General features: G+C 73.5%; 20 protein-coding genes. 16 read left to right on the top strand and 4 right to left on the bottom strand.

Features of this window, described 5'->3' with window-relative positions:
* Nucleotide 1: 1 nt before the first annotated feature.
* From DMB38_RS06745 to DMB38_RS06735, 3 genes are all read right to left on the bottom strand, one after another.
* Entirely contained in the window at nt 2–1381 is a 1380-nt protein-coding gene (locus DMB38_RS06745) for a DUF58 domain-containing protein (RefSeq protein ID WP_125934373.1), read from the bottom strand.
* The gene (locus DMB38_RS06740; RefSeq protein WP_125934372.1) at nt 1381–2415 is read right to left on the bottom strand and encodes a MoxR family ATPase; all 1035 of its coding nucleotides are present in this window, start codon (nt 2413–2415) and stop codon (nt 1381–1383) included. Before DMB38_RS06740 ends, DMB38_RS06745 begins: the two co-directional genes overlap by 1 nt.
* 146 nt (nt 2416–2561) lie before the next feature.
* Nucleotides 2562–3122: a carbonic anhydrase gene (locus tag DMB38_RS06735; protein WP_125934371.1), complete on the bottom strand. Its 561-nt coding sequence runs from the start codon at nt 3120–3122 to the stop codon at nt 2562–2564.
* Between the two features lie 295 nt (nt 3123–3417).
* Here DMB38_RS06735 and rsmH point away from each other — a divergent pair, with 295 nt between their 5' ends.
* The 16 genes from rsmH to DMB38_RS06655 all read left to right on the top strand — a co-directional run bounded on the left by rsmH (nt 3418) and on the right by DMB38_RS06655 (nt 22066).
* Nucleotides 3418–4380, top strand: coding sequence for a 16S rRNA (cytosine(1402)-N(4))-methyltransferase RsmH (gene rsmH / locus DMB38_RS06730; protein WP_125934370.1), 963 nt, complete (start codon nt 3418–3420; stop codon nt 4378–4380).
* A gap of 22 nt (nt 4381–4402) precedes the next feature.
* Complete coding sequence (locus tag DMB38_RS06725; protein ID WP_125934369.1) at nt 4403–4996, top strand: septum formation initiator family protein; 594 nt, start codon at nt 4403–4405, stop codon at nt 4994–4996.
* Nucleotides 4993–7035 (top strand): penicillin-binding protein 2, encoded by a 2043-nt coding sequence (locus tag DMB38_RS06720; RefSeq protein WP_125934368.1) that lies wholly within the window; start codon nt 4993–4995, stop codon nt 7033–7035. The genes DMB38_RS06725 and DMB38_RS06720 overlap by 4 nt, the downstream gene beginning before the upstream one ends.
* Before the next feature lie 113 nt (nt 7036–7148).
* A complete protein-coding gene (locus DMB38_RS06715) occupies nt 7149–8816 on the top strand; it encodes a UDP-N-acetylmuramoyl-L-alanyl-D-glutamate--2,6-diaminopimelate ligase (protein WP_125934367.1) in 1668 nt (555 codons plus the stop codon).
* The gene (gene murF / locus DMB38_RS06710; protein WP_125934366.1) at nt 8813–10240 is read left to right on the top strand and encodes a UDP-N-acetylmuramoyl-tripeptide--D-alanyl-D-alanine ligase; all 1428 of its coding nucleotides are present in this window, start codon (nt 8813–8815) and stop codon (nt 10238–10240) included. The genes DMB38_RS06715 and murF overlap by 4 nt, the downstream gene beginning before the upstream one ends.
* Nucleotides 10237–11307: a phospho-N-acetylmuramoyl-pentapeptide-transferase gene (gene mraY, locus DMB38_RS06705; RefSeq protein WP_047015277.1), complete on the top strand. Its 1071-nt coding sequence runs from the start codon at nt 10237–10239 to the stop codon at nt 11305–11307. Before murF ends, mraY begins: the two co-directional genes overlap by 4 nt.
* Before the next feature lie 28 nt (nt 11308–11335).
* Nucleotides 11336–12772 (top strand): UDP-N-acetylmuramoyl-L-alanine--D-glutamate ligase, encoded by a 1437-nt coding sequence (gene murD, locus DMB38_RS06700; protein WP_125934365.1) that lies wholly within the window; start codon nt 11336–11338, stop codon nt 12770–12772.
* A 455-nt stretch (nt 12773–13227) separates the two neighbouring features.
* Entirely contained in the window at nt 13228–14619 is a 1392-nt protein-coding gene (gene ftsW / locus DMB38_RS06695; protein ID WP_240662006.1) for a putative lipid II flippase FtsW, read from the top strand.
* Nucleotides 14620–14662: 43 nt separating this feature from the next.
* A complete protein-coding gene (gene murG, locus DMB38_RS06690) occupies nt 14663–15757 on the top strand; it encodes an undecaprenyldiphospho-muramoylpentapeptide beta-N-acetylglucosaminyltransferase (protein WP_125934364.1) in 1095 nt (364 codons plus the stop codon).
* Between the two features lie 40 nt (nt 15758–15797).
* Nucleotides 15798–16619, top strand: a complete 822-nt coding sequence (locus DMB38_RS06685) for an FtsQ-type POTRA domain-containing protein (protein WP_125934363.1) — start codon at nt 15798–15800, stop codon at nt 16617–16619.
* Between the two features lie 241 nt (nt 16620–16860).
* Nucleotides 16861–18075, top strand: coding sequence for a cell division protein FtsZ (gene ftsZ / locus DMB38_RS06680; protein ID WP_125934362.1), 1215 nt, complete (start codon nt 16861–16863; stop codon nt 18073–18075).
* A gap of 33 nt (nt 18076–18108) precedes the next feature.
* Entirely contained in the window at nt 18109–18855 is a 747-nt protein-coding gene (pgeF, locus tag DMB38_RS06675; protein ID WP_125938856.1) for a peptidoglycan editing factor PgeF, read from the top strand.
* Nucleotides 18855–19652, top strand: coding sequence for a YggS family pyridoxal phosphate-dependent enzyme (locus tag DMB38_RS06670; RefSeq protein WP_125934361.1), 798 nt, complete (start codon nt 18855–18857; stop codon nt 19650–19652). Before pgeF ends, DMB38_RS06670 begins: the two co-directional genes overlap by 1 nt.
* 121 nt (nt 19653–19773) lie before the next feature.
* The gene (gene sepF / locus DMB38_RS06665; RefSeq protein ID WP_125934360.1) at nt 19774–20412 is read left to right on the top strand and encodes a cell division protein SepF; all 639 of its coding nucleotides are present in this window, start codon (nt 19774–19776) and stop codon (nt 20410–20412) included.
* Nucleotides 20413–20475: 63 nt separating this feature from the next.
* On the top strand, nt 20476–20763 hold the full coding sequence (locus DMB38_RS06660) for a YggT family protein (protein WP_018837714.1): 288 nt from the start codon (nt 20476–20478) through the stop codon (nt 20761–20763).
* Nucleotides 20764–20827: 64 nt separating this feature from the next.
* A complete protein-coding gene (locus tag DMB38_RS06655) occupies nt 20828–22066 on the top strand; it encodes a DivIVA domain-containing protein (RefSeq protein WP_125934359.1) in 1239 nt (412 codons plus the stop codon).
* Between the two features lie 219 nt (nt 22067–22285).
* Here the strand turns inward: DMB38_RS06655 and ileS are convergent, their stop codons facing one another.
* The gene (gene ileS, locus DMB38_RS06650; RefSeq protein ID WP_125934358.1) at nt 22286–25456 is read right to left on the bottom strand and encodes an isoleucine--tRNA ligase; all 3171 of its coding nucleotides are present in this window, start codon (nt 25454–25456) and stop codon (nt 22286–22288) included.
* Nucleotides 25457–25691 lie beyond the last annotated feature (235 nt).

Here is a 25691-nt window from a genome sequence, read left to right as displayed (position 1 = left end):
CTCAGCTCTCGCCTCCGCGTGCCGCCGCGGCGAGCCGGCCGGCCTGGTTGCCGGCCTCCCGCCACAGGTCGCCCATCGTCATACCCGGCCGTACGGACAGCACCGTCCAGCCCGCCTCGCGGAGCTGCCGCACCCGCTCGGCCCCCTCCGCCGCCGCGCCGTTCTGCCCGCCGGGCGCCGCCGCGCGCGACTCCCAGGCCGCGCCGTCCGTCACGAACGCCACGCCCGCGGCCGTACGCTGCCGCATCCGCGCGGCGAGCGCGGCCTGTTCCTCGTCCAGCTCGCCGAAGAACGCCACGAGCAGCCCCTCGTGCCCGCCGCGCAGCACGTCGTACGCGGCCGAGACCGTGTCCCGCTCGGAGTGGTCGATGACGGCGAGGGTGTCCAGGAGTATCCCCGCCGCGTCGGCCGACTCGCCGCCGCGGGAGTTCAGCGCCCCGTCGACGCCGGCCCCCAGCTCGCCGCCGTCGGTGAGCAGCCGCACGGTGTAGCCGCGCTCCAGCATGTGCAGCGCGACCGAGGCGGCGCCGGAGACGGCCCACTCGAAGGGCGAGTCGGGTCCCGCGCCGGTGTAGGCGTCGCGCCGGGTGTCCAGCAGCACCGTGCAGCCCGCGCGCTGCGGCTGCTCCTCGCGGCGGACCATCAGCTCGCCGTACTTCGCGGTGGAGCGCCAGTGCACCCGCCGCAGGTCGTCCCCGTGCCGGTAGCCGCGGGGGATGACGTCGTCCTCGCCGGCCAGGGCGAGGGTGCGGTGCCGGCCGTCGCCGTAGCCCGCGGCCTCGCCGGCCAGCCGGACGGGGGCCAGCGCCTCGGTGCGCGGCACGACGGTCAGGGTGTCGTACGCGCTGAAGGAGCGGGTCATCTCGCACATGCCGAACGGGTCGGAGAGCCGCAGTTGCAGCGGGCCCAGGGGATAGCGCCCGCGCAGGTCGGAGCGGACCCGGTAGGTCACCTCGCGCTTGCCGCCCGGCTCCACCCGGTCCAGCACGAAGCGGGGCCGGGGGCCGAGCACGTACGGCAGCCGGTCCTGGAGCATGAGCAGCCCGGTGGGCAGCCGGGAGACGTTCTCCAGCCGCAGGTGCACCCGGGCCTCGGAGCCCGCGGGCACCCGGGCGGGCGAGAGCCTGCGGCTGCCGCCGACGCGGTAACGGGTGCGGTGCAGCACGGCCGCGCACACCAGCGGCAGCGCGGCCAGCAGCAGCCCCACCCGCAGCAGGTCGGGCTGGCCCAGTATGTAGCTGCACGCGCCGGCCGCGAGCCCGGCGGCGAGGAACGAGCGGCCGCGGGTGGTGGTGCCGGCCAGGGCCGTACGCAGCCCGCCCGCCTGGGCGTCCTGGCCGGCGGGCGGCGCGGCGGGGGCGGGCGGGGGCTGGCCGGACATCAGAACCGCCGGCCGTCCGGGCTGTGCGCGCCGCCGTACGCGGGCGGCATCTGCGGCGGCCGTTGCATGTCGGCGGCCGGCACCGGCACCTGCTGCAGGATCTCGGCGACGATCTGCTCGGCCGTGCGCCGGTTGAGCTGGGCCTGCGCCGTGGGCAGCAGCCGGTGCGCGAGCACGTGCACGGCCAGCGCCTGCACGTCGTCGGGGAGCGTGAACTCCCGCCCCGCCAGCGCGGCGGCGGCCTTCGCCGCCCGCAGCAGGTGCAGCGTGGCCCGCGGCGAGGCGCCGAGGCGCAGCTCGGGGTGCTGCCGGGTGGAGGTCACGAGGTCGACCGCGTAGCGCCGGACGGAGTCCGCGACGTGGACCGTGCGCACCGCGTCGATGAGCTTGACGATGTCGTGCGCGTGCGCGACGGGCTGGAGGTCGCCCAGCGGCGAGACCCCGCCGTGCACGTCCAGCATCTCCAGCTCCGCGTCCGGGCTGGGGTAGCCGATGGAGAGCCGGGCCATGAAGCGGTCGCGCTGCGCCTCGGGCAGCGGGTACGTGCCCTCCATCTCGATGGGGTTCTGGGTGGCGACCACCATGAACGGGCTGGGCAGCTCGTACGTCTGCGTATCGATGGTGACCTGCCGCTCCTCCATCGACTCCAGCAGCGCCGACTGGGTCTTCGGGGAGGCCCGGTTGATCTCGTCGCCGATGACGATCTGGGCGAAGATCGCGCCGGGCTTGAACTCGAAGTCCCGGCTCTGCTGGTCGTAGACGCTCACGCCGGTGATGTCGGAGGGCAGCAGGTCGGGCGTGAACTGGATGCGGCGCACGGAGCAGTCGATGGACTTCGCCAGCGCCTTGGCGAGCATGGTCTTGCCGACGCCCGGCACGTCCTCGATCAACAGGTGGCCTTCGGCGAGCAGGACGGTCAGCGACAGCCTGACCGCCTCGGGCTTGCCCTCGATCACGCTCTCCACCGACCGCCGGACATCGTCCGCGGTACTGGTCAGATCGCTGAGGCTCGCTCGCTCGTCATACGTCGTCACCGGCCCTCCTCGGCCCGTCGCACGGGCCGTGCGCCGCGGTCGCGGTCCGGCCCTCCCCGATACCGTGGTGCCCCGTGCGCCGCCGGCCCGGCCGGGGCGTAACGGAGCCACCACACCCGCATTCTTGCTGCCGAATGCCGGTTTCGTCAGTCGCCCGCCGTGATTTGCTCCGCGGACACCTCGCGGAGCAGCCCCGTGCGCACGTCGAACACGAAGCCTCGCACGTCGTCGGTGTGGAGCAGGAACGGGGAGGTCTCCACCCGGCGGATCGACTGGCGCACGTCCTGGTCCAGGTCGCGGAACGACTCCACCGACCAGGCCGGCCGCTGGCCGACCTCGGCCTCCAGCTCGAAGCGGAACTCCTCGGTGATGCGGAGCAGGCCGCAGTCGGTGTGGTGGATCAGGACCACGCTGCGGGTGCCCAGGGCGCGCTGGCTGATCGTCAGTGAGCGGATGGTGTCGTCGGTGACCACGCCGCCGGCGTTGCGGATCGTGTGGCAGTCGCCCAGCTCGAGGCCGAGCGCGGCGTGCAGGTCGAGCCGGGCGTCCATGCAGGCCACCACGGCGACCCGGAGGACGGGCTTGGCATCCATGCCGGGGTCCTCGAAGCCGCCCGCGTACCCGCGGTTGGCGGCGAGGAGCCGGTCGGTGACGGTGGGGGCGGCGACGGCGTTCTCAGCGGTCGACGTGCTCTCAGCGGGCGTCATGCATACGACGGTATCCGGGCCGGGGCGCCGCTGCCCGGCCCGCGTGAGGTAGCCCACAGGGAGCAATCCCAACGGCATGCGCCCGCGGCCGGGACGGGGGCGCGCCTTCGGTGCTTGATTGACCGGGGGGTGCAGTGGGCTAAAGTGACGCGAAGTGGGAGCCGTGGCGCCCCCTTTCATGCGGTTCGCCCGTCGCCCGTGCGGCCGGCGGCCCGCTCCGGGCCAGGCCGGCGCCGCCGCGCAGGCGGCTGCGGCCGCTCCCCTTCGGCGATCGGGCGGGACAGGAGGCGGCACCGTGAACGACGCACGCGCCGCTGTCCACGTCCCCGTCATGCTCCGCCGCACCACGGAACTGCTGGCCCCCGCGCTGTCCGCGCCCGGCGCGGTCGCCGTCGACTGCACGCTGGGCCTCGGCGGCCACAGCGAGGCCCTGCTCGCCGCCCACCCCGGCCTGCGGCTCGTCGCGCTGGACCGCGACCCCGCCGCGCTGGAGCTGGCGGGCCGCCGGCTGGCCCCGTACACCGGGCGGGTGACGCTGGTGCACGCGGTCTACGACGAACTGCCCGACGTGCTCGACAAGCTGGCCGTGGGCCACGTGCAGGGGATCCTCTTCGACCTGGGCGTGTCGTCCATGCAACTGGACGAGGCCGGCCGCGGCTTCGCGTACGCGCAGGACGCGCCGCTCGACATGCGAATGGACCAGACCAGGGGCGTGAGCGCGGCCGAGGTGCTGAACACGTACCCGCCCGGCGAGCTGGTGCGCATCCTGCGCGCGTACGGCGAGGAGAAGCAGGCGCGGCGCATCGTCGAGGCCGTGGTCAGGGAGCGGGAGAAGGAGCCGTTCGCGCGCAGCGCGCGGCTGGTCGAGGTGATCCGGGAGGCGCTGCCGCAGGCCGCGAAGCGCACCGGCGGCAATCCCGCGAAGCGGACGTTCCAGGCGCTGCGCATCGAGGTCAACGGCGAGCTGGCGGTCCTCGAACGGGCCGTGCCCGCGGCCGTCGCGGCGCTGGCCGTCGGCGGCCGGATCGCCGTCCTCGCGTACCAGTCGCTGGAGGACCGGCTCGTCAAACGGGTGCTGGCGGCCGGTGCCGCGAGCACCGCCCCGCCCGGACTGCCGGTGGTCCCCGAGCACCACCAGCCGCGGCTGCGGCTGCTCACCCGCGGCGCCGAGCTGCCGGCGGAGGAGGAGATCGCGGAGAACCGCAGGGCCGCCCCCGCGCGGCTGCGGGCGGCGGAGCGGATCCGGGAGGACGTGTGAGCCGGAGCGGAACGGGTGCGCCGTGAAACGGCCGAGGATCGCGTTCCCGCGCGAGGGCGGCGCCCGGCTGCTGGGCGGCAGCTCGGCGGCGCGCACGCCCTTCGTGCTGCTCGTGGTGCTGCTCCTGGGCGCCGGTCTGCTCGCGCTGCTGCTGCTCAACGCGGCGGTCAACCAGGGCTCGTTCCGCGTCGGCAACCTGAAGAAGGAGACGACGCGGCTGACGGACGAGGAGCAGCGGCTGCGCCAGGAGGTGGAGGAGCAGTCGGCGCCTGACGCGCTGGAGAAACGGGCCCGGGAGCTGGGCATGGTGCCGGGCGGGCCGCCGGTCTTCCTCTCGCCGGTGGGCGGTGTCAGGGGCGAGCCGTGGACGGCGACGGGCCCGCCGCCGCCCGCGCCGAGCCCGGCCGACGCCGCGAAGCCGTCGCCGGAGGCCGGTGACGCCGAGGCACGGGCGGCCGAGAAGGCAGAGGCGGCCGAGAAGGCCGATCAGGCGAGGGCCGGCGAAGCGGGGCAGGCGGAGGGCGCCGCGGCCGGGCCGCCGGTGTCCCCCGCACCGGGAACCTCCGCCTCCCCCTCGGCCGCCGCCCCGCGGCCCACCGCCGAGGAGGCACCGTGACGACCCGCGACTCCGGCAGCTCCTCCCGCGACGGCCGCGACGCGCGCCGCCGCGTGCCGCGCCCCGCGAGCGGTGGCCGTGGCGGTGCCGCCCGGCCCCGTTCCCGTACCCGCGCGTCCACCCCCGGCCCACGGCCCTCCCGCCCCGCCGGAGGCGGTCCGCGCATCCGCCTCGCCTCGCCGCGCCCCCGGCTGCGCCTCGTCAGCGTCGGCCTCACCCTCCTCCTGCTGGTCTTCACCGCAAGGCTGCTCCAGGTCCAGGCCGTGGACGCCGGCGAGTACGCGGAGAAGGCCCAGGTCAACCGGTACGTGCCGATGACGCTCAGCGCCGAGCGGGGCGTCATCACCGACCGCAACGGCGTCGAGCTGGCCACCACGGTCGACGCGTACGACATCACCGCCGACCCGTACCTCTTCACGCCCAGGCAGGCCGACGTGAAGGACGCGCCCCGGCGGGCCGCCGAGGCGCTGGCGCCCGTGCTGAAGGCGGACGCGAAGGACCTGGAGGCCAAGCTCGCCACGCCCGGCTCGCGCTATGTGAAGCTCGCGTCGAAGCAGACGCCGCAGGTCTGGGACGAGATCAAGAAGCTGAAGTCGGAATCCGCCGAGCGCGAGGCGGCGGGCGGCAGGCAGGACGTGCTCGGCGGGGTGTTCGCGGAGGAGCGGAACAAGCGCGTCTATCCGAACGGCGATCTGGCCGCCGGGATACTGGGCTTCGTCAACGCCGAGGGCGAGGGCGGCGGGGGCGTCGAGCGGCAGCACGACAAGCTGCTCGCCGGCAAGGACGGCAGGCTCGTCTACGCCCAGTCCGCCGGCCGCCGCATCCCCACCGCGGACGCCGAGGAGAACCCCGCCGAGCCCGGCTCCGACGTCGAGCTCACCATCGACCGCGACATCCAGTGGGCCGCCCAGACCGCCATCGAGAAGCAGGTCGACGCCTCCGAGGCGGACCGCGGCTACGTCATCGTGCAGGACACCCGCAGCGGCGAGATCCTGGCCATGGCCAACGCCCCCGGCTTCGACCCCAACGACCTGTCCGGCGCCACCCCCGGCGCCCTCGGCAACCCGGCCCTGGAGGACGCGTACGAGCCCGGCAGCGTCAACAAGGTCATCTCCATGGCCGCCGTGCTGGAGGAGGAGGCCGCGACCCCGGACACCCGGGTCACCGTGCCGAACGTGCTGCCGCGCGGCGGCCACGCCTTCCACGACGACGTCGAGCACCCGACCTGGTACCTGACGCTGAACGGCGTGCTCGCCAAGTCCAGCAACATCGGCACCATCCTCGCCGTCGAGCAGTTGGGGAAGAACCAGCGGCAGGCCAACAAGGTCCTCCACTCCTACCTCAGCGACTTCGGCCTCGGCCGGCGCAGCGGCCTCGGCGTCGCGGGCGAGACCCCCGGCCTGCTGAAGCCCGCGGCCGAGTGGGACGCGGCGCAGCAGTACACGATCCCGTTCGGCCAGGGCCTGTCCGTGAACGCCATGCAGGCCGCCTCCGTCTACTCGACCGTCGCCAACGGCGGCGTACGGATCGAGCCCTCCCTCGTCCGCGGCAGCCGCGGCCCCGACGGCCGCTTCGACCCCGCGCCCGAGCCGGAGAAGGACCGCGTCGTCAGCCGGAAGACGGCCAGGACGCTCTCCCGGATGCTGGAGTCCGTCGTCGACGACGAGGAGGGCACCGGCGTGAAGGCCCGGATCCCGGGCTACCGCGCGGCCGGCAAGACCGGCACCTCCAACAGGGTGGATCCGCAGACCGGCCGCTACAACGGCTACACGGCCTCGTTCGCGGGCTTCGCGCCCGCGGACGCGCCGCGCGTGACCGTGTACTGCGCGATCCAGAACCCCACGGAAGGCAGCTACTTCGGCGGCCAGATCTGCGGCCCCGTGTACAAGAAGGTCATGGAGTTCGCGCTCAAGACGCTCCAGGTGCCGCCCACGGGGGTCGAGCCGCCGCCGATGCCGGTCACGTTCGGCCCCGGCACCGACGGCACGGGCGGGGACGGCGAGGGTACGGACGCCGGCGGCGTGGCCGACGGCGGATAAGAACGGAAAGATCGGACCTGCGCAGTGAGCACAATCACGGACGATCCGGGGAACCGCGAACCGCGCCCCCCTGGCTTGGCGGTGCGGCAGGCGGGCCCGGTACGCTGCCCGCCGTGCCCCACCCCGATCAGTCCCCCCAGGAAGCGTCGGGCGCCCCGGCGAAGCATCCGGGGGCGCCCCGTCCCGCCGAGGTCGACCCCGTCCCGCTCACGGAGCTGGCCGACCGGCTGGGCACCGGAGTCACCGGCGAGGCCGGGGGCGTCACCGTCACCGGCATCACCCACGATTCCCGCGCCGTACGCCCCGGCGACGTCTACGCCGCGCTGCCCGGCGCCCGGCTGCACGGCGCCGACTTCGCCGCCCAGGCCGCCGACCTCGGCGCCGCCGCGGTGCTCACCGACCCGGCCGGCCTGGAGCGGGCCGCGGGCACCGGGCTGCCGGTGCTGGTCGTCGGCGACCCGCGGGGCCGGATGGGGGAGCTGGCCGCGGCGGTCTACGGCGAGCCGGGCCGGGACCTGCTCCAGCTCGGGGTCACCGGCACGTCGGGCAAGACCACGACCGCGTACCTCGTCGAGGGCGGGCTGCGGGCGGCGGCCGAGAAGGACGGCGCCGGGCTCACCGGCCTCATCGGCACCGTCGAGATGCGCATCGGCGACGAGCGGCTGAAGTCGGAGCGGACCACGCCGGAGGCGACCGACCTCCAGGCGCTCTTCGCCGTCATGCGCCAGCGCGGCGTCGCGTCCGTGGCGATGGAGGTCTCCAGCCACGCGCTGGTGCTCGGCCGGGTCGACGGCGTCCTCTTCGACGTCGCCGTCTTCACCAACCTCAGCCCGGAGCACCTGGACTTCCACACCGACATGGAGGACTACTACCGGGCGAAGGCGCAGCTCTTCACCCCGGCCAGGTCGCGGGCGGGCGTCGTCAACATCGACGACGAGTACGGGATGCGCCTCGCCGAGGAGGCCGCGGCCCCCGAGGGCGGCGGCAGCTACCCCGTGACCACGTACTCCGCCGAGGGCCACCCGGACGCCGACTGGCGCGCCGAGGACGTGGAGATCGGCGTGCTCGGCTCCACCTTCACCGCGGTCGGCCCCGGCGGCATCGCGGTCCCCGCCGAGGCCCCGCTGCCCGGCACGTTCAACGTCTCCAACACCCTCGCCGCCATCGCCGCGCTCGTCACCGCCGGCATCGACCCGGCCACCGCCGCGGGCGGCGTGGCCGCCGTGCCGGGCGTGCCGGGCCGGCTGGAGCGGGTCGACGCGGGCCAGGGCTACCTCGCCGTCGTCGACTACGCGCACAAGCCCGACGCGCTGGAGTCCGTGCTGTGGGCGCTGCGCAAGGTCACCGAGAACCGGCTGCACGTCGTCGTCGGCTGCGGCGGCGACCGCGACCCGCACAAGCGCGGCCCCATGGGCGCCGCCGCCGCCCGGCTCGCCGACACCGCGGTGCTCACCTCCGACAACCCCCGCTCCGAGGACCCCCTCGCGATCCTCGCCGCGATGCTCGCCGGCGCCGCGGAAGTGCCGGTCTACGAGCGCGGCGACGTGCTGGTCGAGGCCGACCGGGCGGGCGCCATCGCCATCGCGGTGGCCCGCGCGGGCGCCGGCGACACGGTGCTGATCGCCGGCAAGGGCCACGAGCAGGGCCAGGACACGGCCGGCGTCGTACGGCCCTTCGACGACCGCGACGAGCTGCGCAGGGCGATCCGCGAGCGGGCGGGCGCCGGCTCCGCGGACCCCGGGCACCCGGATTCCGCCGAACCCGCCGGAGGCGTACGGTGATTCCGCTCAGCCTCGCCGAGGTCGCCGAGCTGACCGGCGGCGAGCTGCACGGCGTGCCGGATCCGCAGGCGCTGGTCACCCGCCCCGTGGTCATCGACTCGCGGCAGGCGGAGCCGGGCAGTCTCTTCGCGGCGTTCACCGGCGAGCACGTCGACGGGCACGACTACGCCGCCCTCGCCGTCGCCGCCGGCGCGACCGGCGTCCTGGGCACCCGCCCGGTCGAGGGCGTGCCGACCGTCGTGGTCCGCTCCGTGCCCCCGGCGCTCAGCGCGCTGGCCAAGCACGTCGTCGCCCGCCTCGACGAGACCCTCACCGCGCTCATCGCGCTCACCGGCTCCTCGGGCAAGACGTCCACCAAGGACCTCCTCGCCCAACTGCTGCAGCGCCTCGGCCCGACGGTCTACACCCACGGTTCCTTCAACAACGAGATCGGCCATCCGGTCACGGCCCTCCAGGCCGCCCCCGACACCCGGTACCTGCTGCTGGAGATGGGCGCGCGCGGCCTCGGCCACATCCGCGATCTCGCGGAGGTGACGCCGCCGCGCATCGGGCTCGTCCTCAACGTCGGCACCGCGCACATCGGCGAGTTCGGCGGCCGGGAGCAGATCGCCGCGGCCAAGGGCGAGCTGGTGGAGGCGCTGCCGGCGGGGGCGGACGGCGGGGTCGCGGTGCTCAACGCCGACGATCCCCTCGTCCGCGCGATGGCGTCCCGTACCCGGGCGCGCATCATCTACTACGGCGAGGCGCCCGAGGCGGACGTACGGGCCGCCGACGTCCGGCTCACCGAAGACGGGCGGCCGGAATTCACCCTGCACACGCCTGCCGGCAGCGCCGGTGTGATCATGCGGCTGTACGGTGAGCACCACGTGTCGAACGCGCTTGCCGCCGCCGCCGTCGCGTACGAGCTGGGCATGCCCCCGGCGCGGATCGCCGAGGCGCTCTCCGCCGCCGAGGCCCTGTCCGGCCGGCGCATGGAGGTCAGGCGGCGGCCGGACGGCGTGACGGTCGTCAACGACGCGTACAACGCCAACCCCGAGTCCACGCGGGCCGCGCTGCGCGCGCTCGCCGCCATGGGCCGGGGCAGCACGGTGCCGGGGGGCCGGACGTTCGCCGTGCTGGGCGCGATGGCCGAGCTGGGCGACCACGCCATGGTCGAGCACGACGGCGTGGGCCGGCTGGCCGTCCGCCTGGGCATCAGCAAGCTCGTGGCAGTGGGCCGGCAGGAGGCCGCCTGGCTGGACATGGGCGCGAAGAACGAGGGTTCGTGGGGTGAGGAGTCGGTGCACGTGTCCGACGTCGACGCGGCTGTCGACCTGATGCGCGGCGAGCTGCGGCCGGGAGATGTCGTGCTCGTCAAGGCGTCCAGATCCGAGGCGCTGTGGCGCGTGGCGGAAGCGCTGCTCGAGGAGGGCGCCGCCCGATGAGGCAGATCCTCTTCTCGGGGGCCCTCGGCCTCTTCCTCTCCCTCCTCGGCACTCCGCTGCTGATCAAGCTCCTGGCCCGGCGCGGCTACGGGCAGTACATCCGGGACGACGGGCCGCAGGCGCACCACAGCAAGCGCGGTACGCCCAGCATGGGCGGCATCGCGTTCATCCTGGCCACGATCATCGCGTACGCGATCACCAAGGTGGTCACGAGCAGTTCGCCCACGTACTCCGGGCTGCTGGTGCTCTTCCTCATGGCCGGCCTGGGCCTGGTCGGCTTCCTCGACGACTACATCAAGATCATCAAGCAGCGCAGCCTGGGCCTGCGGGCCAAGGCGAAGATGCTCGGCCAGTTCATCGTCGGCATCGCCTTCGCGGTGCTGTCGCTGAACTTCGAGGACGCCCGCGAGCTGACACCGGCGTCCACGAAGCTCTCCTTCACCCAGGACTTCGGCTGGTCGATCGGCCCGGTGCTCTTCGTCATCTGGGCGCTCTTCATGATCCTGGCGATGTCCAACGGCGTGAACCTCACCGACGGCCTGGACGGCCTGGCCACCGGCGCCTCGGTGATGGTCTTCGGCGCGTACGTCTTCATCGGCGTGTGGCAGTACCAGGAGTCCTGCATCAACGCCGACACCCTCACCAACCCGGCCGCCTGCTACGACGTACGCGACCCGCTCGACCTGGCCGTCGTCGCCTCCGCGCTGATGGGCGCGTGCTTCGGCTTCCTCTGGTGGAACACCTCGCCCGCGAAGATCTTCATGGGCGACACCGGCTCGCTGGCCCTCGGCGGCGCGCTCGCGGGCCTGGCCATCGCCTCCCGCACCGAACTGCTCCTCGCCATCCTCGGCGGCCTCTTCGTCCTCATCACGCTCTCCGTGGTGATCCAGGTCGGCTCGTTCCGGATGACCGGGAAACGCGTCTTCAGAATGGCGCCACTACAGCACCACTTCGAGCTGAAAGGCTGGAGCGAAGTGCTCGTGGTGGTGAGATTCTGGATCATCCAGGGCATGTGCGTGATCGTCGGCCTGGGCATCTTCTACGCCGGCTGGGCGGCCAGAAGGTGAGCGGCCGGGGCCCGGACGGGGAGCCGGCATGAGCGAGTTCGAGGGCCGCCGTGTGACCGTCGCGGGGCTCGGGGTGAGCGGCGGCCCCGCCGCCCGCGCGCTGCACCGGCTCGGCGCGGAGGTCACCGTCGTCGACGGCGCGGACCACGACCGGGCCCGGGCGCAGGCCGCGGAGCTTGAGCCGCTCGGCGTGACCGTACGCCTCGGCGACGGCGACACCCTGCCCGAGGGCACGGAACTGGTCGTCACCACGCCCGGATGGAAGCCCTCCGCCCCGCTGTTCGCCGCCGCCGGGGCGGCCGGGGTGCCGGTCTGGGGCGACGTCGAGCTGGCCTGGCGGCTGCGCGCCACCTCGCCCGGGGGCCGGCCGCCCGCCGAGTGGCTGGCGATCACCGGCACCAACGGCAAGACCACCGCGGTGAAGATGCTCGCCGCCATGCTCGCCGCCGCCGGGCTGCGCACCGCCGCCGTGGGCAACATCGGCGTCCCGCTCGTCGACGTCGTCACCGGCCACGGCCCGTACGCGGACCTCGACGTGCTCGCCGTCGAGCTGTCCAGCTACCAGCTCCACTGGGCCACGTCCGTACGCGCCCACTCCGCCGCCGTCCTCAACCTCGCGCCCGACCACCTCGACTGGCACGGCTCCATGGAGGCGTACGCCGCCGACAAGGGCCGGATCTACGAGGGCAACCGGGTGGCGTGCGTCTACAACGCCGCCGACCCGGTCACCGAGGAGCTGGTGCGCAAGGCCGACGTCGAGGAGGGCTGCCGCGCGGTCGGGTTCACCCTCGGCGCGCCCGCCCCCGGGCAGCTCGGGGTGGTCGACGGGCTGCTGGTGGACCGGGCGTTCGTGCCGGACCCGCAGCGCACCGCGCAGGAGCTGGCCGCCGTCGCCGACGTCCGGCCGCCCGCCCCGCACAACGTCGCCAACGCCCTTGCCGCCGCGGCCCTCGCGCGCGCGTACGGCGCCGGGCCCGCGGCCGTACGCGAGGGGCTGCGCGCCTTCCGTCCCGAGCCGCACCGCATCGAACGCGTCGCCGAGATCGGCGGCGTGACGTACGTGGACGACTCCAAGGCCACCAACACCCACGCCACCGAAGCCTCGCTGGCCGCGTACGACGGGATCGTCTGGATCGCCGGCGGTCTCGCCAAGGGCGCGACCTTCGACGACCTCGTCGCGGGCGCGGCGAAGCGGCTGCGCGCGGCGGTGCTGCTGGGCCGGGACCGGGCGCTGATCGCCGGGGCGCTGGCGCGGGAGGCGCCTGAGGTGCCGGTGGTGGACATCGCGCGGACGGACTCCGGCGCGATGGCGGTAGCCGTCGCCGAGGCGGCGCGGCTGGCCCGCGACGGCGACACCGTGCTGCTGGCGCCGGCCTGCGCGTCGATGGACATGTTCACGAACTACAACGTGCGCGGCGAGGTCTTCACCGCCGCCGTGCACGAACTCGCCGCCGACGGGGCCTAGGCCCTGTCTGACAAATCCCGCCTGCGTCTGGGGGTACCGCCCACGCGCGCGCAGCGCGCTGTGGGGGAGCCTGGCACGCACGCTCACTGCGTTGTCGGGATCGACCGAATAGGGCCCACTATGCGGTCGACCCTCCGCCTTGCGATCGCACGCACCAGACGCCTGGGGGTACCGCCCACGCGCGCTTGCGCGCTGTGGGGGAGCCCGCCCACAGGGCGGACGGCGCTCTTTGCCAGACAGGGCCTAGGCTCCCCGGCACACCTGCTTTCGGCCGAAGGACGGCGCCGCGCGCGGGCCGTACCCCGGCCGCGTACGGGAGATCGGCGGCGGACTCCGGGGCCCGGACGACCCGAAGGCGACCGCGCACCGTCGCGTCGTGGCCCCGGCCGGGGCGTCGGCGTGGCAACCTCGTTGCCCATGGGCGGAGTGCGGCGGTGCCAGCGAGGAGACGGCGGATGAGCAGAGCGGACCAGGAGGGGCGCGCGCGGCGGCCCGCTGCCGCGCGCGGCGCGGTGTCGAAGACCCCGCCGCGGCCCGCCCGCGGCGGGACCGTCCCCGCGGCCCGCCCGGCCCGAGGCGGGGGCGTGGGGCCCGCCGGCATGCGCCGGTTCGCGCGCCGCGTGCGCCGGGCCTGGGACCGGCCGCTCACCGCGTACTACCTGCTGCTCGGCGGCAGTCTGCTGATCACCGTGCTGGGTCTGGTGATGGTCTTCTCCGCCTCCCAGATCGAGGCGCTCAACAGCGGCCTGGCGTCCACGTACTACTTCCGCAAGCAGCTCGTCGCCGCCGCCCTCGGCACCGTCCTGCTGCTCGTCGCGGCCCGCATGCCGATCCGGCTGCACCGCGCGCTGGCGTACCCGATCCTGGCGATGTCGCTGTTCCTCATGGCGCTGGTGCAGGTGCCGGGGATAGGGCAGTCGGTCAACGGCAACACCAACTGGCTGAACTTCGGCGGCCCGTTCCAGCTCCAGCCCAGCGAGTTCGGCAAGCTGGCGCTGGTGATGTGGGGCGCCGACCTGCTGGCGCGTAAACAGGACAAGAAGCTGCTCACCCAGTGGAAGCACATGCTGGTGCCGCTGGCGCCCGTCGCGATGCTGCTGCTCGGCCTCATCATGCTCGGCGGCGACATGGGCACCGCGATGATCCTGGGCGCGATCCTGCTGGGCCTGCTCTGGGTCGCCGGCGCCCCCACCCGGCTCTTCGCCACCGTGATCGCGGTCGGCGCGACGCTGACCGTCGTGCTGTTCACCTCCAGCCCGCACCGGATGGACCGGCTGCGCTGCATCGGCGCCACCGAGCCGGGCCCCGGAGACGTCTGCTGGCAGGGCCTGCACGGCATCTACGCCCTGGCGTCCGGCGGCTGGTTCGGATCGGGACTCGGCGCGAGTATGGAAAAATGGGGCGAACTCCCGGAACCGCACACCGACTTCATCTTCGCCGTGACCGGGGAGGAACTCGGCCTGGCGGGGACGCTGTCGGTGCTGGCACTCTTCGCGGCTCTAGGCTATGCGGGTATCCGCGTGGCCGGACGTACGGAGGACGCCTTCGTAAGGTACGCCGCGGGGGGCGTGACCGCCTGGATCATGGCGCAGGTCGTGATCAACATCGGTGCGGTCCTGGGGTTGCTGCCCATCGCCGGCGTCCCGCTCCCGCTGTTCTCCTACGGAGGCTCCGCCCTGCTGCCGGCGATGTTCGCCGTGGGGTTGCTGATCGCGTTCGCGCGCGAGGAACCCGCGGCGCGGGCGGCGCTGGCCATGCGGCCCGCGGGGGTGCTGCAGTCTGCTAGAAGAGTGCTCGCCGGAAAAAGGCCGGAGAGCACGGCCAGGAGAGCCAGGAAAACAAGGTGACGGGCCGCCGGCGGGCGGCCGTCGCGGAGAGCGGTGAAATTCGGTGCATGTCGTACTCGCCGGTGGGGGGACCGCCGGCCACATCGAGCCCGCGCTCGCCCTCGCCGACGCCCTGCGCAGGCGGGACCCCACGGTGGGCATCACGGCGCTCGGTACCGAGCGCGGGCTCGAGACCAGGCTGGTCCCGGAGCGCGGCTACGAACTGGCGCTGATCCCCGCGGTCCCGCTGCCGCGCAAGCCCACGCCGGAGCTGATCACCGTCCCCGGACGGCTGCGCGGGACCATCAGGGCCGCCGAGGAGGTGCTGGAGCGCACGAAGGCCGACTGCGTCGTCGGCTTCGGCGGCTACGTCGCCCTGCCCGGCTATCTGGCGGCCAAGCGCCGCGGCGTGCCGATCGTGGTGCACGAGGCCAACGCCCGCCCCGGCCTTGCCAACAAGATCGGCTCGCGCTACACGAAGCTCGTCGCGGTCTCCACGCCGGACAGCAAGCTGCGGCACGCGAACTACATCGGCATCCCGCTGCGCCGCTCCATCGCCACCCTGGACCGCGGCGCCGTGCGCGCCGAGGGGTGCGCCGCGTTCGGGCTCAACCCCAACCTGCCGACGCTGCTGGTCTCCGGCGGCTCGCAGGGCGCCCGGCGGCTGAACGAGGTCGTCGAGTCGGTGGCGCCGTACCTCCAGCGCTCCGGCGTGCAGATCCTGCACGTCGTCGGGCCGAAGAACGAGCTGCCGCAGGTCGACAATATGCCCGGCATGCCGCCGTACGTTCCCGTGCCCTACGTGGACCGGATGGATCTCGCCTACGCCGCGGCCGACATGATGCTCTGCCGCGCCGGCGCGATGACGGTCGCCGAACTCTCCGCGGTCGGGCTTCCGGCCGCGTACGTCCCGCTGCCCATCGGCAACGGCGAGCAGCGGCTCAACGCGCAGCCGGTGGTCAAGGCCGGCGGCGGGCTGCTGGTCGACGACGCGGAGCTGACGGCGGATTGGGTGCGCCAGGAGGTGCTGCCCGTGCTCACCAACCGCCAGCGGCTGCACGAGATGTCCTGGGCCGCCGCGGAGTTCGGCCGGAGGGATGCCGACGAACTCCTCGTCGGCATGGTGTACCAGGCTGTGGACGGCCGGCGGGGATCATAGGGCGCGGCGATCTCACCACACCAGTCAAGGGGGTACGGGGATGGCCGGAGCGGTCCGCGAGAAGGCGGCGGCCGGCCGCGAGGAGCGTGGCGGCGGTGCCGGGTCCAGCGGCCCGCCCGCCGCCCGGCGGCCGGCCGGCGGCCGCGGCCGGCTGCGGCCGCCGCGCCGCCGGGTGGTGGTCGCCGTGCTGCTGGCGGTGATCGTGCTCGGCGGGTTCGCCGTCTGGGCCCTGTACGGCTCGAACTGGCTGCGGGTGGAGCGGGTCACGGTCTCCGGCACCGACGTGCTCAGCGCCGACGAGGTGCTGGACGCGGCCCGGGTCTCGGAGGACGTGCCGATGGCCACCGTCGACACCGACGCGGTCGAGGCGCGGCTGGCGGCCGAGTTGCCGCGTATCGGCACCGTGGACGTCGACCGGGTCTGGCCGCACCGGATCGCGGTGCAGGTCACCGAGCGGCAGCCGGCGGTGCTGTTGCGCAAGGGGGAGTCTTTCGTGGAAGTCGACGACGAGGGTGTGCGGTTCGCCACGGTGCGTACGGCGCCCGAGAACGTGCCGATAGTGGAGATGCAGGTGGCGGACTCCCCGAGCCTCGACCGTTTCGGCAGGCAGCGGCTGCGCGAGAGCGCGGTACGGGTCGCGGGCGCGCTCTCCGAGAGCGTGCGCCGTGACACCCGTACTATCCTTGTGCGTTCATATGACTCCGTCACGCTCGAGCTGTCCGGAGGCCGGACCGTGCTGTGGGGCAGCGCGGAGCGGGGCGCGGCGAAGTCGAAGGCGCTCGCGGCGGTCATGAAAGCGGAGCGCGATGCGCGGTACTTCGACGTCAGCGTTCCCAGCGCCCCCGCGGCGTCGTCGAGTTGACGTACATATGCGCAGTTCAGACCCCCCGTGAGGGGTCGCAACGCCTGATCACATAGGGTGAAAAGAAAAACGGGAGGTTCGGCGTGTTCATTGAACGCGGAAGCCTTGTCGACTTAGTGTCTCGTTCCAAGAGTCCAGGTACGGGATGCTGCGGTAACCCTAAACTTCACGCTTAGGGTTCGACCGGCGTTCGGGGACCCCCACAAACGGCAGACGTAACTCGAGGCGAGAGGCCTTCGACGTGGCAGCACCACAGAACTACCTCGCGGTCATCAAGGTCGTCGGTATCGGCGGCGGTGGCGTCAACGCCATCAACAGGATGATCGAGGTCGGTCTCAAGGGCGTCGAGTTCATCGCGATCAACACCGACGCGCAGGCACTGCTGATGAGCGACGCGGACGTCAAGCTCGACGTCGGTCGCGAGCTGACCCGCGGACTCGGCGCGGGCGCCAACCCGGATGTCGGCCGCAAAGCCGCCGAGGACCACCGGGAGGAGATCGAGGAGGTGCTCAAGGGCGCCGACATGGTCTTCGTCACGGCCGGCGAGGGCGGCGGCACCGGCACCGGGGGCGCGCCCGTCGTGGCGAACATCGCCCGCTCGCTGGGCGCGCTCACCATCGGCGTCGTGACCCGCCCGTTCACCTTCGAGGGCCGGCGCCGCGCGAACCAGGCCGAGGACGGCATCGCCGCGCTGCGCGACGAGGTCGACACCCTCATCGTGATCCCCAACGACCGGCTGCTGTCGATCTCCGACCGCCAGGTGAGCGTCCTCGACGCCTTCCGCTCCGCGGACCAGGTGCTGCTCTCCGGTGTCCAGGGCATCACGGACCTCATCACCACCCCGGGCCTGATCAACCTGGACTTCGCGGACGTCAAGTCCGTGATGTCGGAGGCCGGTTCCGCGCTCATGGGCATCGGCTCGGCGCGCGGCGACGACCGCGCGGTGGCCGCGGCCGAGATGGCGATCTCCTCGCCGCTGCTGGAGGCGTCCATCGACGGCGCCCGCGGTGTGCTGCTCTCCATCTCCGGCGGCTCGGACCTGGGGCTCTTCGAGATCAACGAGGCGGCCCAGCTCGTCAGCGAGGCGGCCCACCCGGAGGCGAACATCATCTTCGGCGCCGTGATCGACGACGCCCTCGGCGACGAGGTGCGCGTCACGGTCATCGCCGCCGGCTTCGACGGCGGCCAACTGCCGTCGAAGAACCGGGACAAGGTCCTCGGCTCGTACGGCGGGCGCGACGATGCCCCGGCCGAGTCGGTCGCGGACCCCGGGCCCGCCCGGTCCACGGAGCCCGAGCGCCCCGCGTTCAGCGGCCTCGGCTCCCTCTCCGGCGACAGCACCGCGGACAGCACCCCGGCGCCCGTCCCGCCGGCCGCCACGCCGCAGGTGCCGGCGGCCCGGCCGTACCAGGACAGCGAGGCCGAGGAGCTGGACGTGCCGGACTTCCTCAAGTGACCGGCGCGTTGATCACGTAACGTACGACCCGTGATAGGGCAGACATACGCGACAGGCGGCGCTCACTTCGCCTTCACCGACCGGTGGGGCGGCGTGAGCGCCGCTCCGTACGCCGAGCTGAACCTCGGCGGCGCCGTCGGCGCCGGTGCCGCCTCCGACAGTCCGGCGGCGGTCGCGGTCAACCGCGAGCGCGCCGCCCGCTCGCTCGGGGTGGAGCCCGCGCGGGTGGTGTGGATGCACCAGGTGCACGGGCGGGACGTCGCCGTCGTCGACGGGCCCTGGGGGGACGCGCCCCCGCCCGCCGTGGACGCCGTCGTCACCCGAGCCCGGAACGTGCCGCTCGCCGCCCGCGGCGCCGACTGCGTCCCGCTGCTCCTCGCCGACCCCGGCGCGGGCGTGGCGGGCGCGGCGCACGCCGGCCGGCCCGGCATGGTCGCCGGGGTGGCCGGGGCCGCGGTCGAGGCGATGGCGGAGCTGGGCGCCGAGCCGGCGCGGATCGTCGCCCACCTCGGACCGGCCGTCTGCGGGCGCTGCTACGAGGTCCCCGAGGCGCTGCGCGAGGAGGCCGCCGGGCAGGTGCCTGCGGCGCGGGCGACGACGAGCTGGGGGACGCCGGCACTGGACATCCGTGCGGGTGTGGTCGCGCAGTTGGAAGCGCTGGGTGTGGGAATGATCACAGTGTCCGACGTGTGCACGATGGAGTCCGGGGACCACTTCTCCTACCGGCGCGAGGGTGCCACGGGCAGACACGCGGGGTACGTCTGGCTGGACGGGGAATGATGGCCGACTTCACGGGGGACGGCGGAGTGCAGGAGGCAGCGGACCGGGAGCGCCGCGGCGAGTTGGCGGCGAACCTGGCGGCGGTGGAGGAACGTATCGCCGGCGCGTGCGCCGCGGCGGGCCGCAAGCGCGAGGAGGTCACCCTCGTCGTCGTGACCAAGACCTACCCGGCGAGCGACGTGCTGCTCCTGGCGGACCTGGGCGTACGGCACGTGGCCGAGAACCGCGACCAGGAGGCCGCGGGCAAGGCCGCGTGGTGCGCGGAGCGGGGCGCGGGCGCACCGCTCACGTGGCACTTCGTGGGCCAGTTGCAGACCAACAAGGCGCGCTCCGTGGCCCGCTACGCGGACTACGTGCACTCCGTCGACCGCCCCCGGCTGGTCACCGCGCTCGCCGCCGCCGCGGCGCGCGAGGGCCGCGAGCTGGGCTGTCTGCTCCAGGTGGCGCTCGACAAGGACGCGGCGCCCGGCGAGGATTCGGGCCGCGGTGCGACGGCGGACCGCGGCGGCGTCGCGCCCGGCGACGTACCGGCGCTCGCGGACGCGGTGGCGGCGGCCCAAGGGCTGCGGCTGTGCGGGCTGATGACGGTCGCGCCGCTGGCGGGGGCGTATGCGGGCCGGCAACGGGCGGCGTTCGAGCGGCTGATGGAAATCTCATCCAGCCTGCGCGTCGCGCATCCGGCTGCAACCATGGTCTCGGCGGGGATGAGCGGGGACCTGGAGGAGGCAATTGCCGCAGGAGCGACACACGTACGCGTCGGCACCGCGGTACTCGGAGTCCGGCCTCAGCTCCGGTAACGTCGCCAAACGAGTCGGACGACAGTAGAAAATAAGCTTCATTCCCGGTCAATTCAGGCAGGGCAGCGTGGATCACGTCACTGGCGAAGGTCGATCCACCGCAGAGCGGAGGGCGTAGAGCATGGCCGGCGCAATGCGCAAGATGGCGGTCTACCTCGGCCTCGTGGAGGACGATGGGTACGACGGCCCGGGGTACGACCCCGACGACGAGTTCGAGCCGGAGCCCGAGCCCGAGCGGCGCCACCGCCACCAGGCCGCCCCGCAACCGCCGCAGCAGGAGGAGCCGCCGCGGGCGATCGCTTCGCCGCCGGCGCAGCGGGAGCGGCCCACGGACCGCGAGCCGGCGGGGCGTTCACCCGGACTCCTGCCCGAATCGGGGCGTTCGGGGCGAATCGCTCCCGTGTCTTCCATCACACCTGACCGTCCCAGCCTGGAGAAGAGTGCGCCGGTGATCATGCCCAAGGCCGTGTCGGAGCGGGAGCCTTACCGGATCACGACGCTCCACCCGCGTACGTACAACGAGGCACGTACCATCGGGGAACACTTCCGCGAGGGTACGCCTGTGATCATGAACTTGACCGAGATGGACGACACGGACGCGAAGCGACTTGTCGACTTTGCGGCTGGACTCGTCTTCGGGCTGCACGGCAGCATCGAGCGAGTGACTCAGAAGGTGTTCCTGTTGTCGCCTGCTAACGTCGACGTAACAGCGGAGGACAAGGCCCGCATCGCAGAGGGCGGGTTCTTCAACCAAAGCTGAGCCAAGCAACACTGTGCGAGCGGCCGTGGGGCCGGAACGCGAAGGGGAGAGGACCACAGCGAGATGGACGTCGCGCTTCAAGTGATCTACATCGCGCTGTTCGTTTTCCTGATCGTGCTGATCTTCCGGTTGATCATGGACTACGTGTTCATGTTCGCCCGCTCCTGGGAGCCGGGCAAAGCCATGGTGGTGTTGCTTGAGGGCGCCTACACGGTCACGGATCCACCACTCAAGCTCCTGCGGCGGTTCATTCCGCCACTGCGTCTAGGGGGCGTGGCGCTGGACCTGTCCTTCTTCGTCCTGATGATCATCGTCTACATCCTGCTCACCGTGGTGGGCGGGGCGAGGTGATGATGAAGCGGGACGGAGAGTGTCGATATGCCGATGTCGCCGATGACTACGTTGAGGTGAAGAAATGCCGCTGACCCCCGAGGACGTGCGGAACAAGCAGTTCACGACCGTCCGACTCCGAGAGGGCTACGACGAGGACGAAGTCGACGCGTTCCTCGACGAGGTCGAGGCCGAACTGACCCGGCTGCTCCGCGAGAACGAGGACCTGCGGGCCAAGCTGGCCGCGGCGACCCGGGCCGCGGCGCAGAACCAGGGGATGCGCAAGGGCCCCGAGCCCCAGGACCGGCCGGGACCCCCCGGACACGGCGGGCCGGTGCCCGCCGCCATATCGGGCCCGCAGCCGGTGCCGCCGCAGCAGATGGGCCCGCCGCAGGGCGGCCCGCCTCAGTTGCCTTCCGGCGCACCCCAGCTGCCCGCAGGTCCCGGTGGCATGGGCCCGGGTGGGCCCGGTGGCCCCGGCGGTCCTCCCGGTCACGGTCCGCACGGCCCCGGCCCGATGGGCCCCGGTGGCCCGGGCGGGCACGGTGGCCCCGGCGGTCCCGGTGGCCCGGTGCACGCCCCGCACGGCGGCCCGCCGCAGCAGCAGCACGTCGGCGGCCCGCCCCAGCAGCAGCACCCCGGGCCCGGCCCGCAGCAGGGCGGTCCCGTCGGCGGTGACAGTGCCGCCCGGGTGCTCTCGCTGGCCCAGCAGACCGCCGACCAGGCGATCGCCGAGGCCCGCGCCGAGGCCAACAAGATCGTCGGCGAGGCCCGCAGCCGCGCCGAGGGTCTGGAGCGCGACGCGCGTGCCAAGGCCGACGCCCTGGAGCGGGACGCGCAGGAGAAGCACCGCGTGGCGATGGGCTCCCTGGAGTCCGCGCGCGCCACGCTGGAGCGCAAGGTCGAGGACCTGCGCGGCTTCGAGCGCGAGTACCGCACCCGGCTGAAGTCGTACCTGGAGTCCCAGCTCCGCCAGTTGGAGAACCAGGCGGACGACTCCCTGGCCCCGCCCCGTACGCCCGCGGCGGCCTCGCTGCCCGCGGCGTCGGCGCCCGCACCGACGCCTTCGATGGCCCCGGCCGGTGCCGGTGCCATGAGCGGCCCCCCGAGCATGGGCGGCGGCTCGATGGGCGGCGGGTCCATGGGCGGCCAGCAGGGCATGCCGACCCGGCAGGCGCCGGCCGGCGGCCCGTCGTACGGCAGCCAGCAGCAGATGTCCCCGGCCATGACGCAGCCCATGGCGCCGGTGCGCCCCCAGGGCGGTCCGATGCAGCAGCCGCCGTCGCCGATGCGCGGCTTCCTCATCGACGAGGACGACAACTGAGCACGGCCTGACGGCCGTCGGCATATCGCAAAGGGCCGGGTCCCGCGGATCGCTCGCCGCGGGGCCCGGCCCTTTGCGTGGCCGTATACGGGGCCGGACGCCCCGGGGGCCGGGGGAGCGGGTCCGGTACGGCGCCGAGGCGGGACCGGACCGCTGACGCGGACGGCGCCCCGCCCCCGCGGCTTCACGGGAACGGGGCGCCGCCGGTGCGCTGCGGGATCAGGCCCGTACGAGCCGGAAGGTGAGGGAGAGCGGCTCGTCGGTGAACGGCTCGCCGTAGCCCTCGGCTTCCGCCGCCTCGCCCGCCGCGAAGTCCGTCGCCAGGACCTCCTCCGCGATGAGCCCGGCGTGATCCGTGAGCGCCTGGCGGACCTCGGGGTCGGTCGTCGACCAGCGCAGCCGGATCCGGTCCGCGACGTCCAGGCCGGAGTTCTTCCGCGCCTCCTGGACCAGCCGGATCACGTCGCGGGCGAGGCCCGCGCGGCGCAGCTCGGGGGTGATCTCCAGGTCGAGCGCCACCGTGGCGCCCGAGTCGGAGGCCACCGACCAGCCCTCCCGCGGGGTCTCCGTGATGATGACCTCCTCCGCGGAGAGGGCCACCGTCTCGCCGTCGACCTCCACCGTCGCGCTGCCGCCGTCGCGCAGCGCGGCCGACAGCGCCGCCGCGTCCGCCGCCGCGACGGCCTTGGCCACCTCCTGCACCCGCTTGCCGAACCGCTTGCCGAGCGCGCGGAAGTTGGCCTTCGCGGTGGTGTCCACCAGCGAGCCGCCGGCCGCGCCGCCGGTGGCGTCGGAGAGCGTCGCGAGCGCGGTGACGTTCAGCTCCTCGGTGATCTGCGCGCGCAGCTCCTCCGGCAGCGCCGCGAAGCCCGCGGCGGCCACCAGCGCCCGCGACAGCGGCTGGCGGGTCTTCACCCCGGACTCCGCCCGCGAGGCCCGGCCCAGCTCCACCAGGCGCCGGACGAGCTGCATCTGCCGCGACAGCTCCGGGTCGTACGCCGCGGCGCCGGAGCCGGCCGGCTCCGGCCACGTCGCCAGGTGCACCGAGGCGGGGGCGTCCGGCACGACGGGCACCACCAGGTCCTGCCAGACCCGCTCGGTGATGAACGGCACCACCGGGGCCAGCAGCCGGGTCACGGTCTCCAGTACGTCGTGGAGCGTGCGGAGCGCCGCCGGGTCACCCTGCCAGAACCGCCGCCGGGAGCGGCGCACGTACCAGTTGGACAGGTCGTCGACGAAGGCGGACAGCAGCTTGCCGGCGCGCTGGGTGTCGTAGCCGTCGAGGGCGTCGGTCACCCGGGTCGTCAGCGCGTCCAGCTCGCCGAGCAGCCAGCGGTCCAGCAGCGGCCGGTCCGCGGGCGCCGGGTCGGCGGCCGAGGGCGCCCAGCCCGCGGTGCGGGCGTAGAGCGCCTGGAAGGACACCGTGTTCCAGTACGTCAGCAGGGTCTTGCGCACGACCTCCTGGATCGTCCCGTGACCGACCCTCCGGGAGGCCCACGGGGAGCCGCCGGCGGCCATGAACCACCGCACCGCGTCCGCGCCGTGCCGCTCCATGAGCGGGATGGGCTCCAGGATGTTGCCCAGGTGCTTGGACATCTTGCGGCCGTCCTCGGCGAGGATGTGGCCGAGGCAGACCACGTTCTCGTACGAGGACCTGTCGAAGACGAGGGTGCCGACGGCCATCAGCGTGTAGAACCAGCCGCGGGTCTGGTCGATGGCCTCGCAGATGAACTGCGCCGGGTAGCGGGTCTCGAAGACGTCCTTGTTCCTGTACGGGTAGCCCCACTGCGCGAAGGGCATCGAGCCCGAGTCGTACCAGGCGTCGATGACCTCGGGCACCCGCTCCGCGCGCAGCGCGCAGCCGTCGGCGGGGCAGGGGAAGGAGACCTCGTCGATGTACGGGCGGTGGGGGTCGAGGGACGACTGGTCGGTGCCGGTCAGCTCGGTGAGCTCGGCCAGGGAGCCGACGCAGGTGAGGTGGTCCCCGGCGCAGCGCCAGATGGGCAGCGGGGTACCCCAGTAGCGGTTGCGGGAGAGGGCCCAGTCGACGTTGTTGTCGAGCCAGTCGCCGTAGCGGCCGTGCTTGACGGAGTCCGGGTGCCAGGTGGTCCGCTCGTTCTCGCGCTGCAGGGCTTCCTTGACGCGGGTGGTGCGGATGTACCAGGAGGGCTGCGGGTAGTAGATCAGCGGCGTGTGGCAGCGCCAGCAGTGCGGGTAGCTGTGCTCGTACGGCTCGTGGCGGAAGAGCAGGCCGCGGGCGTCGAGGTCGGCGACCAGCGTCTCGTCGGCCTTCTTGAAGAACTGGCCGCCGACGAGCGGCAGGTCCTCGCCGAAGGTGCCGTCGGCGCGTACCGGTACCTCGACCTCGATGCCGTACTGCCGGGAGACCTTGAAGTCGTCCTCGCCGAACGGGGCCTGGTGGACCAGGCCGGTGCCGTCCTCGGTGGTGACGTAGTCGGCGTTGACCACGTAGTGCGCGTCCCGGAGGTCCACCAGGCCGAAGGGCGGTCGGTACGTCCAGCGCTCCATCTCGGCGCCGGTGAACGACTGTCCCGTGGTCTCCCAGCCCTCGCCCAGCGCTTTGCCGGCCAACTGCTCGGCGACGACCACCTTCTCGTTGCCGTCGGTGGCGACGACGTAGGTGACCTCCGGGTGGGCCGCGACCGCGAAGTTGGCGGTGAGCGAGAACGGCGTGGTGGTCCAGATGACCAGGGACGCCTCGCCGGCCAGCGGGCCGGAGGTGAGGGGGAAGCGGACGTAGACCGAGGGGTCGACGACGGTCTCGTACCCCTGCGCCAGCTCGTGGTCGGACAGGCCGGTGCCGCAGCGCGGGCACCAGGGGGAGACCCGGTAGTCCTGGACGAGCAGGCCCTTGTCGAAGATCTGCTTCAGCGACCACCAGACGGACTCCACGTACTCGGAGTTCATCGTCCAGTACGCGTCGTCCAGGTCGACCCAGTAGCCCATCCGCTCGGTCAGCTCGGCGAAGGCGTCCGTGTGCCGCTGGACCGAGGCGCGGCACTTGTCGTTGAACTCGGCGATGCCGAACGCCTCGATGTCCTGCTTGCCGTTGAAGCCCAGCTCCTTCTCCACGGCCAGCTCCACCGGCAGCCCGTGGCAGTCCCAGCCGGCCTTGCGCGCCACGTGGTAGCCGCGCATCGTGCGGAAGCGGGGGAAGACGTCCTTGAAGACGCGGGCCTCGATGTGGTGCGCACCCGGCATGCCGTTGGCGGTGGGCGGACCCTCGTAGAAGACCCACTCGGGCCGGCCCTCCGACTGCTCCAGGGAGCGGGCGAACACCTTCTGCTCGCGCCAGAAGTCGAGCACGGCGTGCTCGAGGGCGGGCAGGTCGACCTGGGCGGGTACCGGGCGGTACAGGGGCGTGGTCATCGGGGACTCTTCCTCCGGCTGGCGTGCTGACGGCCGAACCGGAGGGACGAGAGCCGGGGCTCCCGCGGTACCACCCTCCTTGGCGGCGGAGCGCGCGGGGCGCGCCCACCGCCCCCTCATTGGGGCAGCGGCTGCCGGTTCTACTCGCCCAGGGGCTTTCCTCCGGCGGCTCCGGGGTGATCTTCGCTCCGCGCACACCGCCCGGGCTCGCACCGTCCCCGGGTCGCTCCTCGGC

Source organism: Streptomyces sp. WAC 06738, from assembly GCF_003945505.1.
Classification (GTDB): Bacteria; Actinomycetota; Actinomycetes; order Streptomycetales; family Streptomycetaceae; genus Streptomyces.
This window is presented reverse-complemented; position numbering and strand designations above follow the sequence as displayed.